The sequence below is a fragment of the Bordetella sp. genome (assembly GCF_057362025.1).
This window is the reverse complement of the sequence record NZ_JBMQQZ010000105.1, coordinates 21,652-35,277: the sequence shown is the minus strand read 5'-3', so window position 1 is coordinate 35,277 and position 13,626 is coordinate 21,652. Positions and strand designations below refer to the sequence as shown.

At 63.8% G+C, this 13,626-nt stretch carries 10 protein-coding genes; 4 read left to right on the top strand and 6 right to left on the bottom strand.

What is annotated here, in order from left to right:
• Positions 1-5: 5 nt before the first annotated feature.
• The 4 genes from pstC (at position 6) to ACO1P8_RS24135 (ending at position 4,533) form a co-directional block, all read left to right on the top strand.
• On the top strand, positions 6-1,022 hold the full coding sequence (gene pstC, locus ACO1P8_RS24150; protein WP_486298381.1) for a phosphate ABC transporter permease subunit PstC: 1,017 nt from the start codon (positions 6-8) through the stop codon (positions 1,020-1,022).
• A gap of 17 nt (positions 1,023-1,039) precedes the next feature.
• Positions 1,040-1,897 (top strand): phosphate ABC transporter permease PstA, encoded by an 858-nt coding sequence (pstA, locus tag ACO1P8_RS24145; RefSeq protein ID WP_486298380.1) that lies wholly within the window; start codon positions 1,040-1,042, stop codon positions 1,895-1,897.
• 55 nt (positions 1,898-1,952) lie between these two features.
• Positions 1,953-2,729 carry a phosphate ABC transporter ATP-binding protein PstB gene (gene pstB, locus ACO1P8_RS24140; protein ID WP_486298379.1) on the top strand — a complete coding sequence of 259 codons (777 nt, stop codon included), beginning with the start codon at positions 1,953-1,955 and terminating at the stop codon, positions 2,727-2,729.
• A gap of 283 nt (positions 2,730-3,012) precedes the next feature.
• On the top strand, positions 3,013-4,533 hold the full coding sequence (locus tag ACO1P8_RS24135; RefSeq protein ID WP_486298378.1) for a Fic family protein: 1,521 nt from the start codon (positions 3,013-3,015) through the stop codon (positions 4,531-4,533).
• A 7-nt stretch (positions 4,534-4,540) separates the two neighbouring features.
• Here the strand turns inward: ACO1P8_RS24135 and ACO1P8_RS24130 are convergent, their stop codons facing one another.
• The 6 genes from ACO1P8_RS24130 to ACO1P8_RS24105 form a co-directional block, all read right to left on the bottom strand.
• Positions 4,541-5,851 (bottom strand): MFS transporter, encoded by a 1,311-nt coding sequence (locus tag ACO1P8_RS24130; protein WP_486298377.1) that lies wholly within the window; start codon positions 5,849-5,851, stop codon positions 4,541-4,543.
• A gap of 43 nt (positions 5,852-5,894) precedes the next feature.
• A complete protein-coding gene (locus tag ACO1P8_RS24125) occupies positions 5,895-6,716 on the bottom strand; it encodes a peptidylprolyl isomerase (RefSeq protein ID WP_486298412.1) in 822 nt (273 codons plus the stop codon).
• 102 nt (positions 6,717-6,818) lie between these two features.
• The gene (gene narI / locus ACO1P8_RS24120) at positions 6,819-7,502 is read right to left on the bottom strand and encodes a respiratory nitrate reductase subunit gamma (protein WP_094840761.1); all 684 of its coding nucleotides are present in this window, start codon (positions 7,500-7,502) and stop codon (positions 6,819-6,821) included.
• A gap of 51 nt (positions 7,503-7,553) precedes the next feature.
• Positions 7,554-8,252, bottom strand: a complete 699-nt coding sequence (narJ, locus tag ACO1P8_RS24115; protein ID WP_486298376.1) for a nitrate reductase molybdenum cofactor assembly chaperone — start codon at positions 8,250-8,252, stop codon at positions 7,554-7,556.
• A gap of 1 nt (position 8,253) precedes the next feature.
• Entirely contained in the window at positions 8,254-9,780 is a 1,527-nt protein-coding gene (gene narH / locus ACO1P8_RS24110) for a nitrate reductase subunit beta (protein WP_486298375.1), read from the bottom strand.
• Complete coding sequence (locus ACO1P8_RS24105; protein WP_486298374.1) at positions 9,777-13,613, bottom strand: nitrate reductase subunit alpha; 3,837 nt, start codon at positions 13,611-13,613, stop codon at positions 9,777-9,779. The genes narH and ACO1P8_RS24105 overlap by 4 nt, the downstream gene beginning before the upstream one ends.
• Positions 13,614-13,626: the final 13 nt, after the last annotated feature.

The following is a 13,626-nucleotide window of genomic DNA, read 5'->3' as shown; positions in this document are numbered from 1 at the left end:
CATCCATGAGCGCGGTAGTGGATAATAATGTGCCGATTCCGCATGACGCGGACACCTCCGTAGCCTACGGCACACCTTCCCCAATGAAGCAAAACAATAATGCGCTGATGGATGCGCTGTTCAAGAACCTTACGCGTCTATTTGCCTTCCTGGTTTTCAGCCTGCTGGCCGCGGTCCTTGTGTCGTTGATCTACGGCAGCCGCGAAACGCTTGCGCAGTACGGCCTGTCGTTCCTGTTTACCAACGATTGGGACCCCGTCAAGCGCCATTTCGGCGCCGTCGTGCCGATCTACGGCACGCTGGCGACGTCGGCCATCGCGCTGATCGTCGCCGTGCCGGTGTCGTTCGGCATCGCGATCTTTCTGACCGAACTCTCGCCCACCTGGCTGCGCCGGCCACTGGGCACCGCCATCGAGATGCTGGCGGCGATCCCTTCCATCATCTACGGCATGTGGGGCCTGTTCGTCTTCGTGCCGGTCTTCCAGCAGTATGTGCAGCCGACGCTGATCGAAGTGCTGGGCAACATCCCGCTGATCGGCGACTGGTTCGCCGGCCCGCCGTTCGGCATCGGCATCTTCACCGCCGGGCTGATCCTGTCCATCATGATCATCCCCTTCATCACGGCGGTGATGCGCGACGTCTTCGAACTCGTGCCGCCCATGCTGAAGGAATCGGCCTACGGCCTGGGCAGCACCACCTGGGAAGTGATGTGGCGGGTCGTCCTGCCGTTCACCAAGTCGGGCGTCATCGGCGGCATCATGCTGGGACTGGGCCGAGCCCTGGGCGAGACCATGGCGGTGACCTTCGTCATCGGCAATTCCTTCTCGCTGGGCGGTTCGCTGTTCTCGCCGGGGAATTCGATCGCCTCCGCCCTGGCCAACGAGTTCAACGAGGCGGGCGGCCTGCAGAAGTCCGCCCTGCTGGAACTGGGCCTGGTGCTGTTCATCATCACCACTATCGTCCTCGCGCTTTCCAAGCTGCTGCTGGCTCGGCTGGCGCTGCAGGAAGGCAAGAAAAACTAAGGCGTCGGAAAATCGTCATGGCCGTATCCGTCATCAATATGCAGAACGCCATCTACCGGCGCCGCCGTGTCGTCAACAAGGTCATGCTGACCTTGTCGATGGCCGCGCTGGTGTTCGGCCTCTTCTGGCTGTTCTGGATCATCGCCACCCTGCTGCTGAAAGGCGGCGCGGCGGTCTCGTTCGCCCTGTTCACCGAAATCACGCCGCCTCCCGGGCAGGCCGGCGGCCTGATCAACGCGATCATGGGCAGCTTGATGATGGTGGGCGTCGGGACCCTGATAGGCACGCCGGTGGGCATCCTGGCCGGCACCTACCTGGCCGAGTATGGCCGCGCAGGCTGGCTGGCGCCTGCCACGCGCTTCCTCAACGATGTGCTGCTGTCGGCGCCCTCCATCATCATCGGCCTGTTCATCTACGCCGTGTATGTCGCCCAGGTCGGCCACTACTCGGGCTGGGCGGGGTCGCTGGCACTGGCCATCCTCGTGGTGCCGGTGGTCGTGCGCACTACCGACAACATGCTGCTGCTGGTGCCCAATGGCCTGCGCGAGGCAACCGCCGCGCTGGGCTGCCCCAAGTGGCGCATGATCACCCTGGTCTGCTACCGCGCGGCGCGTTCGGGCATCATGACCGGCATCCTGCTGGCCGTCGCCCGCATCTCGGGCGAGACCGCGCCCTTGCTGTTCACGGCCCTGTCCAACCAGTTCATGTCCCTGAACATGAACGCGCCGATGGCCAACCTGCCGGTGGTGATCTACCAGTTCGCGGCCAGCCCGTTCAAGGAATGGAACAACCTGGCCTGGGCCGGCGCCGGCCTGATCACGCTGGTCGTCCTGGCGATCAACATCGTCGCCCGCAACATGTTCCGCAAGTCCTGACCCGACCGACCTGATCCGCCGCTCGCGCCCGTCGGCGCGGCACTTGGGAAACGATATGGAAAACACCGCACAAGCCCTCGCCTCGAAGCTCGAGGTCAAGAACCTGAATTTCTACTACGGCAAGTTCCACGCGATCCGCAACGTGAACATGTCGATCCGGGAAAAGAAAGTCACTGCCTTCATCGGGCCGTCCGGCTGCGGCAAGTCGACCCTGCTGCGCACGTTCAACCGGATGTTCGAGCTGTATCCGGGCCAGCGCGCCGAAGGCGAAATCCTGCTGGATGGCGAGAACCTGCTGACCACGCGCACGGATATCTCGCTGATCCGCGCCAAGGTCGGCATGGTGTTCCAGAAGCCGACGCCGTTTCCCATGAGCATCTACGACAACATCGCCTTCGGCGTGCGTCTTTTCGAGCGCCTGAGCAAGGGCGAAATGGACGAGCGCGTGGAATGGGCACTGACCAAGGCCGCGTTGTGGAATGAGGTCAAGGACAAGGTCCATCAGAGCGGCAACAGCCTGTCGGGCGGGCAGCAGCAGCGCCTGTGCATCGCCCGCGGCGTGGCCATCAAGCCCGAAGTGCTGCTGCTGGACGAACCCTGCTCGGCGCTGGACCCGATTTCGACCGCCAAGATCGAGGAATTGATCGCCGAACTCAAGAACGAGTACACGGTGGTCATCGTCACGCACAATATGCAGCAGGCGGCGCGCTGCTCCGACTACACGGCGTACATGTACCTGGGCGAACTGATGGAGTTCGGCGAAACCGACCAGATCTTTGTCAAGCCCAAGCGCAAGGAAACGGAAGACTACATCACCGGCCGTTTCGGTTAAGCCGAAGGCTGCGCATCGGCATAGGAAGTCCGGTGTGCGCGTAGCAGGAACGTATCGATATTTGATCACCGACGGTTTGCGGATTAGGTCCGCAAACCGTTTTCGTTTTGGCGCTGAGCTGGGCGACGCTGCGTTTCGATCTGAACGGCGGTCTATCGGGGCCGTCCTGGGGGTGAGGCCCGGATTTGGAGACCCGCATCCGTCCAATAATTAATAAAAAATTTGATGAAGGCGGAATTGTGAATAAAATATTGTAACAGTGAACTTTTTTTTGGGGCCAACCATGGTGGCAACGCGCGCCCGCAGCGAAATCGGCTACGGCTACTTGATAGCCGAACTGAAGCTGCGCGTTTCCGGGTACCAACTTCCGGCCAGGGTCGATCCGGGGGTGCTCTCCGTGCGAAAACAGGGCGGAGTGCTGCAGGTACCTGCTGGCGTGGCCCCCAGCAGCGGGGATCCCGTCGCGCATCTGGAGTTCGCGCTGAAATACCAGGGTGTCGAGCTCGAAGTCATCCAAGCCACGTGCATGGCGTTGCCCGCCGAAGTTATCCAAGCGCGCCTGGACGCCACGCCGAACGGAAAGTACGCCCGGATGATCGCGGCCCTGTATGAGGCCTTCACGGGAAAGGAGTTGCGCACTAATTCCATAACGGCACCCTACGTCAACCTGTTTGATACCGGCACGTACGTATGCGGAACCGTACGTAGACAAGCCAAGTTTCGGGTGAACTTCAATGGGATCGGAGACTTGGCGTTCTGTCCTGTGGTGCGCCGTACGGAGACGTTGCAACGGCTGCTGACGAGAGACATCATTGCAGACCTATGGGCATTCGTCGATTCCATCGGTGGCGCCCAGAACCTGGACCGTGCGCTGGGGTGGGCGTACCTTGACGAAACGCGTGGGTCGTTTGCCATCGAACATGAGGCGCCATCCGATGACAAGGCCAAGCGCTTTGTACAACTGTTGCATGGCGCACACGAAGGGCGCGAACTGTCAGAGGAGTATCTCGCTGAACTGCAGCGCGCCACAATAACCAATCCGCTCCTTGAAGCTTTTGCGTTTCGGCGAGATCAGAACTGGCTGCAACAAGGTGGCCGATTACGTGCGTCCAGTGTTAGCTATCTTCCTCCCCCGCCGGAAGAGGCGCGTCCGTTGATGGACGTCCTGATGGCCTTCGCCAATGCCGCCGATACTATCGACCCGCTGCTCAAGGCCTTTTTGATATCGTTCGCCTTCGTTTTCATCCATCCGTTCATGGACGGCAACGGCCGGATCTCGCGGTTTCTGGTCCACCATAGCCTGTGCCGCTCCGGCAAGCTTGCCGACGGGCTAATTCTGCCCATCTCGGTTGCGATGTCGCACCATGAAGCCGACTACTTGCGGGCACTGGGAAGCGTCTCCAGGCCGATACGCGATCTTTGGGATGTGACGATCATCGACGAGGACCGCATCGACGCGCGTTTTGTGGGTAATGCGAACCCTTATCGCTATTGGGATGCGACGCACTGCTTGGAGTTCGGTCTTCGCATGACACATTATGCTTTGGACACTTCGCTTATCCAGGAGACTGAATACTTGAAGCGCTTCGACATGGTAAGCGCGAGCATCAACGCCCGATACGACGTATTGAACAAGGATCTGCACGCGCTGATTCGAATGGCGTACAGCCAAGGTGGAAGAATTTCCCAGCATCGTCGCAAACAGTATCTGCCTCGGGTTCCGGCCCAGGTCCTGGATGCCATCGAGGCAGAGGTTCGCGGCGTTTTCTTCAGCGACGAAGAGGGCGACGCCTGCGCTTCATAGTAAGCGGTCAGCCGCCCGCTCGGCCTGTTATGGGCGTGCGTCGCACCTCTGACAAGTAAATCAGGACCAGCGATACCCACACGATGCCGTAGAGCAGCATGAAGCATGTAGAGCGTATCCGGACCAGGTCCTGGATGGCGCCGAACAGGATGGGCAGCAGAAAGCCGCCCAGGCCGCCGGCCAGGCCGACGATGCCCGTGACGACGCCCATGTTGGCGGGGAAATCGTCCGCGACGTATTTGAAGGTGGACGCCATGCCGAAGGCGAATACCGCGCCCAGGACGAAGGTCAGCGCGATGAAGACCAGCAGTGGCGTGTGCAGCTGGAAAGAAAGGGTGCCGTCAAGCGTATGGATGGCGAAATCCGTGGGCGGATAGGACAGCAGGAACAGGCAGATCCATGCTACCCACAGGCACCACCACGTAACGCTGTGGGCGCCGAAGCGGTCGGCCAAGCCGCCGCCGACGGCGCGCAGCACCGACCCCGGCAGTGAGAAACCCGCCGCGAAGGCGGATGCCGCGACCAGCGATATGCCGTATTGGCCTTGCAGGTATTGCGGCATCCAGAGGGAAAGCGCCGTGAAGCCGCCAAAGGTGATGGAGTAGTACTGGCAGAGCCGCCACACGCGCGGGTCGCGCAACACCTTGAACGAATCCAGCAGCGAGCCCTGGCGCTTGCCCGCGCCGGGGTCGCGCGCCGATGCCAGCCAAAAGATCGCCGCGGTGACCAGCAGGGTTACCGCATAGGCGCGCGGGACGAAGCGCCAGCCGTAGGCTGCCAGCAGCGATGGCGTAACGAACAGGTTGACCGCCGCGCCCGCCGTGCCCGCGCCGAAGAACCCCATGGCGAAGCCGCGCCGTGCCGGCGGGAAAAAACGTGCAACATACGGGGTGCCGACCGCGAAGGACGCGCCCACGCAGCCCAGGAATAGGCCGATCAGCAGCAACTGCCATAGCGCCGTGGCGTAGCTGACGATGTAGACCGGTATCGCGCAAATGACAAGCAGCAGGGTCATGACGATGCGGCCGCCGAAGCGGTCGGTCCATATGCCCAGCGGCAGGCGCATGACCGCGCCAGTCAGCACGGGCGTGGAGGTGAGCAGGCCGAACTGCGTGTTGTTCAGGTGCAGCTCCTGGCGCAGCTGCACGCCGAGTACGCCGAACATCATCCAGACGACGAAGCAGACCAGAAAGGCCAATGTGCTCGCGAAAAGAACTGACCAAGCCTGCGCGCTGACCTTGTGCGTAGTGGCGGGTACCGGGACGGATACGGATGGGCCGGCCGGTGCCAGGCTGGCGGTATCGCCGTTGGAGTTCATATTGGTCTCTCGTGGGTGGTTGTCCGGGCGGCGTGCGGCATCGTCATCGGACCAGCGGGCCGTTGGCTTCCCCCAGCGCGACGCCTTCCATGCGCGCCTGCGACGCCAGGATCTGGACATACTGGCGCGTGGCTTGGTGGCGCGCGCGGGCCTCCAGGAATCGGGCGATATTGGGCTGCACCGTATCGAAGGGAATCGGCTCGCCATCGACGCGGCGTTCGATCCGGACGATATGGAAACCGAAACGGGTGTTGACGAGCCGCGGCAGGATGCCGGTCTCCCGGGTATCGAACAGGGCACGCTCGAATTCCGGCACGCTGTCGCCGCGCAGCAGCTGGCCCAGGTTGCCGCCCACGGCGGCGGAGGGGCAGTTGGACCGTTCGCGCGCCAGGCCTTCGAATGCGGCGGGCTCGGCCAGAGCCTGTGCCAGGGTTTCCTCGGCCTTGCGGCGCAGCAGCGCCAGGGGCGCGCGGTCCGTCACGGCCAGGAGGATGTGGCTGGCGTAGACGATGTCGTTGCGGCGAAAGCGGGCGGGATGGGCATCGTAGTAGCGCCGACAATCGTCCGGCGTGGACCGGGGCAGGGTGAGCTCGCGGTCCAGCATCGCGTCCAGCGCCTCGTCGCCCAGAAGGCCATCGTTAGCGATCAGGCCCAGCGCGGCGGCGCGCTGGCGCAGCAGCTCGCGTATCGCCAGCGCGCGGGCGGCCGCCGTGATGGGATCCCGCGCCTCGCCGTGCAAGGCGCTTTCCTCGGCGATGGCGCTGGATTCGATGAGATGTCCGTTGATGCGGATCTCCCCGGCCGGGATTTCACGCACTGCCTCTTGCGAGGCTTGCGCCGTTGCCCGGGCCACGGATTCCGGCATCGCCGGCGGCCGGGCGTCGTGCCGCGGTATCGCTTCTTGCGGGCCGTGCCCGCGGCGGAAGACTTCCACGCTTTCCATGACGTCGTTCATCGCGGCGGACCCTTAGCGTCTGCGTACCAGTTGGTAAGGCCGGATCAGGTAGGCGACGGAGGCGATGCCGCTCCAGATATGGACCATGCGGGTGAAGGGCGAGATCAGGAAGATCGTGAAGCCCAGCAGGATGTGCAGCTGGTAGGTAAGGGGCACGCCAGCGAGCAGGCCGGCGATGCCGGGCTGGAAGGTCACGACACCCTTGACGTAGCTGGTTAGCTGCTCGAACAGCACGCCGTCCAGGTGGCGGGTGGACAGCACGACGGTACCCAGGCCCAGCGCCAGTTGTACCCACAGCATCAGCACGACGACGATGTCCGACACCCGGCTGTTGCGGCGGATGCGGTGGTCGGACAGCCGGCGCCAGATCAATATCGTCAGTCCGACGATGGCGACGGCGCCGGCCGCTCCGCCGAACACCATGGCCAGCAACTGATGGGCCGATGCATTCAGGAAAGGCGAAACCATCCAGTGCGGCACGAGGAAGCCGACGAAATGGCCGATCACCACGACGAGAATGCCCCAGTGGAACAGGTTGCTGCCCAGCCGCAGGGCGCCATGCCGCAGCAGTTGCGAGGAGTCGCTCTTCCAGGTGTATTGCTCGCGGTCGAAGCGGACCAGGCTGCCCAGCAGCAGCACGGCCAGGCAGATATAGGGATAGATGCCGAACAGGAAATCGTGCAGGTAGGTGTCCATCGCGAGTCTCCTCGTCTGCGGTGGCGGCCGGCTTCGCCGGCTATGGCCGTCTCAGCGTTGCGGCCGTTTCTCGTGGAATCTGATGGGGATGGCGGCAGGCGTCGCCGCGCCGACGAAGCGCACCGGCTCGTCGGCGTAAGCGGCGTCCAGGGCGCCGTAATGCTCCGCGTCCGGAAGGTCCCCGGCATCGTCGTCGTGTGCCTGGGGCGGCGTCGCGACGGGTTCGCCGCCGGCCAGCGGCAGCAGCGCCGCCGTGACCAGGCTGTAATGCGTGCCCCGCTTGGCCAGTTGCGCCGTGATGGATTGCAGGATTTCGGCAGTTTCGGCCAGCAGGTCGCGCGCGCCGCGGGGGGGCAGGCGCGACAGGTATTCCAGGAACACCGGCAGGTAGTCAGGCAACTCGCCGTCGCGCAGGTACATGCCCTGGCCTTCGTACATGCGCAGCAGGTCCACCATGGCCTGGCCCCGGTCGCGCGACTCCCCATGGACGTGTTCGAAGAGATACAGCGAGGTCGCCCGGCCCCGGTCGAACAAGGCCACGTAGTTTTCCTGCAGCGTCAGGAGCTCACGCTGGGCCAGGTAATCCACGAAGCGCCGCAGTCCGGCACGGACATCGCGTGGCAGGAACCGCGCTTCGTCCAGGCAGGCCCGCAATTCCGGCAGCGCCTCGCGCAGGTCCTCGCCGGGGTAGTCGAGCAGTACCGACAGGGCCGCGTACACGGCGCCGGACGGGGGGAGGGACGAGGCCATGTCAAAGCTCCTGGCGGATCGGGATCTTGCGGTTGTGCTTCTTCGTGCTGAACAGGCTCATCTCGGAACGGCCGTCGGAACAGCCGTTGCCGAACGAGAAGCCGCAGGATGAGCGCAGGTCGAACGCGTCTTCCGCGTATTCGCGGTGCGACGTAGGGATGACGAAGCGGTCCTCGTAGTTGGCGATCGCCAGGTAGCGGTACATCTCTTCCACCTGGGCGACGTCCAGGGCCGCCTGGCGCAGCACCGCGGGGGCTTCGACGCCGTCCACGTGTCGGGCGCGCATGTAGGCGCGCATGGCCAGCAGGCGTTCGAGGGCCAACTTCACAGGCGCTTCCTTGCCGGCGGTCAGCAGGTTCGCCAGATAGCGCAGGGGAATGCGCAGCGCATCCACATCCGGCAGGTAGCCGTTCATACCCAGGTCTCCGCTATTGGCCGCCGCATTGATCGGCGACAGCGGCGGCACGTACCACACCATGGGCAGCGTGCGATATTCCGGGTGCAGGGGGAAGGCGATGCGCCAATCGATCGCCATCTTGTAGACGGGAGAGCGGCGGGCGCCCTCGATCCACGAGGGCGGCACCCCGTCGCGTTCGGCCTGCGCGGCGACTTCCGGATCGTTGGGGTCCAGGAACACCGATAACTGGGATTCGTACAGGTCCTGTTCATCGGCCACGCTGGCGGCCGCTTCGATGCGGTCCGCATCGTAAAGCAGTACGCTCAGGTAGCGAATGCGCCCGACACAGGTCTCCGAACACACCGTGGGTTGGCCGGCTTCGATGCGGGGGTAGCAGAAGATGCATTTTTCCGCCTTGCCGCTATGCCAATTGAAGTAGATTTTCTTGTAGGGGCAGCCGGATACGCACATGCGCCAGCCACGGCATTTATCCTGGTCGATCAGCACGATGCCGTCTTCCTCGCGCTTGTAGATCGATCCCGATGGACAGGACGCCACGCAGGCGGGGTTCAGGCAATGCTCGCACAGGCGCGGCAGGTACATCATGAAGGTGTTCTCGAACTGGCCGTAGATATCCTTCTGTACCTGCTCGAAGTTGTAGTCGTGGGCACGTTTCTCGAACTCGCCGCCCAGGATTTCTTCCCAGTTGGGTCCCCACTCGATTTTTTCCAGGCGTTCGCCGCTGATCAGCGAGCGTGGCCGTGCGACCGGCATGGCGCGCGCGTCGCCGGCATCCTGCAAATGCGCGTAGTCGAAGGTGAACGGCTCGTAGTAGTCGTCGATTTCCGGAAGGCGCGGGTTGGCGAAGATCTTGGCAAGCAATCGCCATTTGCCGCCCAGCCGGGGTTCTATCCTGCCGTCAGCCTTGCGCGTCCAGCCGCCTTGCCAGCGGTCCTGGTTCTCCCAGTCCTTGGGATAGCCGATGCCTGGCTTGGTCTCGACATTGTTGAACCAGGCGTATTCCATGCCCTCGCGGCTGGTCCATACGTTCTTGCACGTCACCGAGCAGGTATGGCAACCGATGCACTTGTCCAGGTTCAGCACCATGGCGATCTGAGCGCGGATCTTCATGCGGCGTCTCCTTTATCCGCCGCCGGGCGGGCATTCCGCGCGGCGCCCGCCGCGTGGCTGTCTTCGCTTTGTCGCAGTTTGTGCTCGGTGGCCGGATTGATGGGGTCCGGCGGTGCGTCGTCCAGCCAGTCGATGCGCTTCATCTTGCGCACGATCAGGAACTCGTCGCGGTTCGAGCCGACCGTACCGTAGTAGTTGAAGCCGTATGACAGTTGCGCGTAGCCGCCGATCATATGTGTGGGCTTGAGCGCCACCCGCGTGACCGAATTGTGGATGCCTCCACGCGTACCGGTGATTTCCGACCCCGGCGTATTCACGATCTTTTCCTGGGCGTGGTACATCATGACCATGCCTGACGGGATGCGCTGGCTGACCACCGCGCGCACGCAGAGCGCGCCGTTGGAGTTGTAGCCCTCGATCCAATCGTTGTCGACGACACCGATGCGCCGGGCGTCGTCTTCCGATATCCAGATGATCGGACCGCCGCGCGACAACGTCAGCATCAGCAGGTTATCGGTATAGGTGCTGTGTATCCCCCACTTCTGGTGCGGGGTGATGAAGTTCAATGCGATTTCCGGATTGCCGTTTGAGCGCGTGCCCAGCATATGCTCGTAGCTGCCGGTCAGGATGGGCGGCTTGTAGACGCAGAGGGATTCGCCAAAGGCGCGCATCCAGGGATGGTCCTGGTACAGTTGCTGGCGACCGCTGAGCGTGCGCCACGGTATCAGCTCGTGCACATTGGTATAGCCGGCGTTGTACGAAACGTGTTCGGACTCGATGCCGCTCCAGGTGGGCGAGGAAATGATCTTGCGCGGCTGCGCCTGGATATCGCGGAAGCGGATTTTCTCGTCCTCGCGCGCCTCGGCCAGGTGGGCATGATCGATCCCGGTGGTGGCGGACATCGCCTGCCATGCCTTCACCGCGACCGCGCCGTTGGTCTCCGGCGCCAGCGCCAGAATGACTTCCGCGGCGTCCATGGCCGAGTCGATGCGCGGCCGGCCGCGCGAGCCGTTGTCATCGGGGACGCGGTAGTTCAGCTCGCCCAGCAGCGCGACTTCGTCCTTCGTGTCCCAGCTGATGCCCTTGCCGCCGTTGCCCAGCTTGTCCATCAGCGGGCCCAGCGAGGTGTAGCGCGCATAGGTCGCGGGATAATCGCGTTCCACGACCAGGACCGAGGGCATGGTCTTGCCCGGCACCGGCTCGCACTCGCCGCGCTTCCAGTCCTTGACTTCGAAGGGCTGCGACAGCTCCGCCGGCGAGTCGTGCGCGATGGGCGCCAGCACGACATCGCGCTCCACGCCCAGATGGCCTTCGGCCAATTCCGAAAAACGGCGCGCGATGCCCTTGAATATGTCCCAATCGCTGCGCGCCTGCCATGCCGGGTCCACCGCCGCGCTCAGGGGGTGGATGAAGGGATGCATGTCGGAGGTGTTCATGTCGTCCTTCTCGTACCACGTCGCGGTGGGCAGGACGACGTCGGAATACATGCAGGTGGTCGACATGCGGAAATCCAGGGTCACCAGCAGGTCCAGCTTGCCGCGCGGCGCCTCGCTGTCGCAGGCCACTTCGCGCGGGCGCACACCGCCGTCGTCGAGGACCTCCTGGCCCTGCACGCCATGCGTGGTGCCCAGCAGATGCTTGAGGAAATATTCGTGTCCTTTGCCTGACGAACCCAGCAGATTGGAGCGCCAGACGAAGAGATTGCGCGGGAAATTGGCCGGATCGTCCGGCGCTTCGCAGGCCATCTTCAGGCTGCCCTGCTGGACCTGGCGCGCGATATCGGCAGCGGCCGTGGCGGGGTCGGCCAGCTCGCGTCCCACCTGCAGCGGGTTGCGGCCCAGTTGCGGCGCGGACGGCAGCCAACCCATGCGTTCGGCGCGCACGTTGTAGTCGATGGGCGCGCCCTGGAAAAGGTTCCTGTCGGCCAGGGGCGATAGCAGCGCGGCCGGATCCATGGGGTCGTAGCGCCACTGGTCGGTATGCGCATAGAAGAACGACGTCGAGTTCATCTGGCGCGGCGGGCGGTGCCAGTCCAGGGCGAAGGCCAGGGCCGTCCAGCCGGTCTGCGGCCGCAGCTTTTCCTGGCCGACGTAGTGCGACCAGCCGCCGCCGGATTTGCCGACGCACCCGCACATGATCAGCATGTTGATGATCGCGCGGTACGACATGTCCATGTGGAACCAGTGATTGATCCCGGCGCCGATGATGACCATGGACTTGCCCTGCGTTTTCTCGGCGTTTTCCGCGAACTGGCGCGCCACCGTGATGACGTCGGCGCGCTTGACGCCGGTGATGGTTTCCTGCCAGGCCGGGGTGTACGGGATGTCGTCGTCGTAGCTGGCGGCGACGTTGGCGCCGCCCAGCCCCTGGTCCAGCCCGTAGTTGGCGATGAACAGGTCGTAGACCGTGGCCACCAGCATATCGCCGCCGGGCGTGCGCAGGCGCCGCGCGCCGATGCGGCGCGCCAGCGTGGAGGCGTGCGCGGTGTTGTTGAAATGCGGATGGTGCTGGTTGCCGAAGTAGGGGAACAGGACCTCGACGACTTCATCGTGGGCGTCGGTGAAGGACAGGCGCGGCTGCAGCGGTTCGCCTTGGGCGGATTCGGATTTCAGGTTCCATTTGCCACGGTCCTCGCCGTCTTTCTGGTTCCAGCGAAAACCCGCGGAGCCGGTCGGTACCGCCGGCGCGCCCGTGGCATCGTCGATGACAACGGTCTTCCATTCGGGATTGCTGCCCTGCTCCAGCGCGCCTTCGAAATCCGAGGCGCGCACGAGCCTCTCGGGCACCAGTCCGCCCTCGTGCGGCACCAGTCGCACCAAACAGGGCATGTCGGTGTAGCGCCGGCAGTAGTCGATGAAGTAGTCGCTTTGCCGCGCCAGGTGGAATTCCTTCAGGATCACATGCCCCATGGCCAGCGCCAGCGCGGCATCCGTGCCCTGCTTGGGGTGCAGCCAGATGTCCCCGAACTTCGCGCCTTCCGAATAGTCCGGAAAGATGGAGACGATCTTGGTCCCCTTGTAGCGCGCTTCGGTCAGGAAATGCGCGTCGGGCGTGCGGGTTTGCGGGACGTTGGAGCCCCACATCATGATGAAGGTGGAGTTGTACCAATCCGCCGATTCCGGCACGTCCGTCTGTTCGCCCCAGGTCTGCGGCGATGCGGGAGGCAGGTCGCAGTACCAGTCGTAGAAGCTTAGGCAGACGCCGCCGATCAGCGACAGATAGCGCGAGCCCGCGGCATAGGACACCATGGACATCGCCGGGATCGGCGAGAACCCCACCACCCGGTCCGGGCCGTGGCGCTTGACCGTGTACACATTGGCGGCCGCGACGATTTCATTGACCTCGTTCCAGTCGGACCGTACAAAGCCGCCCAGGCCGCGGCGCTCCTGGTAGCCGCGGCGGGCGGCGTCGTCCTGCACGATGGATTGCCAGGCCTCGACGGGCTGCATCGAACGTCGGCGTTCGCGCCACAGCTTGACCAGGGCGCTGCGTACCAGGGGATACTTGAGCCGGTTGGCGCTGTACAAATACCAGGAATAGGAGGCGCCGCGGGAACAGCCGCGCGGCTCATGGTTGGGCATGTCGGGGCGGGTGCGGGGATAGTCCGTCTGCTGGGTTTCCCAAGTGACGATGCCGCCCTTGACGTAGATCTTCCAGGAACAGGAGCCCGTGCAGTTCACCCCATGCGTGGAGCGCACGATCTTGTCGTGCTGCCACCGCTGCCGGTAGGCGTCCTCCCATTTGCGGTCTTCATCCGTCACGGCGCCATGGCCATTGGAGAATTCCGTGCGGGATGCCGAAAAATAACGCAGCCGATCCAGAAAGTGGCTCATAGGCCTCCACCGG

Excerpts from the sequence above, each read along its gene's own strand:
- pstA (WP_486298380.1), top strand. The coding sequence starts at position 1,040 with ATGGCCGTATCCGTCATCAATATGCAGAACGCCATCTACCGGCGCCGC.
- narI (WP_094840761.1), bottom strand. The coding sequence starts at position 7,502 with ATGGACACCTACCTGCACGATTTCCTGTTCGGCATCTATCCCTATATC.
- pstB (WP_486298379.1), top strand. The coding sequence starts at position 1,953 with ATGGAAAACACCGCACAAGCCCTCGCCTCGAAGCTCGAGGTCAAGAAC.
- narJ (WP_486298376.1), bottom strand. The coding sequence starts at position 8,252 with ATGGCCTCGTCCCTCCCCCCGTCCGGCGCCGTGTACGCGGCCCTGTCG.
- ACO1P8_RS24130 (WP_486298377.1), bottom strand. The coding sequence starts at position 5,851 with ATGAACTCCAACGGCGATACCGCCAGCCTGGCACCGGCCGGCCCATCC.
- ACO1P8_RS24125 (WP_486298412.1), bottom strand. The coding sequence starts at position 6,716 with ATGCCGGAATCCGTGGCCCGGGCAACGGCGCAAGCCTCGCAAGAGGCA.
- ACO1P8_RS24135 (WP_486298378.1), top strand. The coding sequence starts at position 3,013 with ATGGTGGCAACGCGCGCCCGCAGCGAAATCGGCTACGGCTACTTGATA.
- narH (WP_486298375.1), bottom strand. The coding sequence starts at position 9,780 with ATGAAGATCCGCGCTCAGATCGCCATGGTGCTGAACCTGGACAAGTGC.
- ACO1P8_RS24105 (WP_486298374.1), bottom strand. The coding sequence starts at position 13,613 with ATGAGCCACTTTCTGGATCGGCTGCGTTATTTTTCGGCATCCCGCACG.
- pstC (WP_486298381.1), top strand. The coding sequence starts at position 6 with ATGAGCGCGGTAGTGGATAATAATGTGCCGATTCCGCATGACGCGGAC.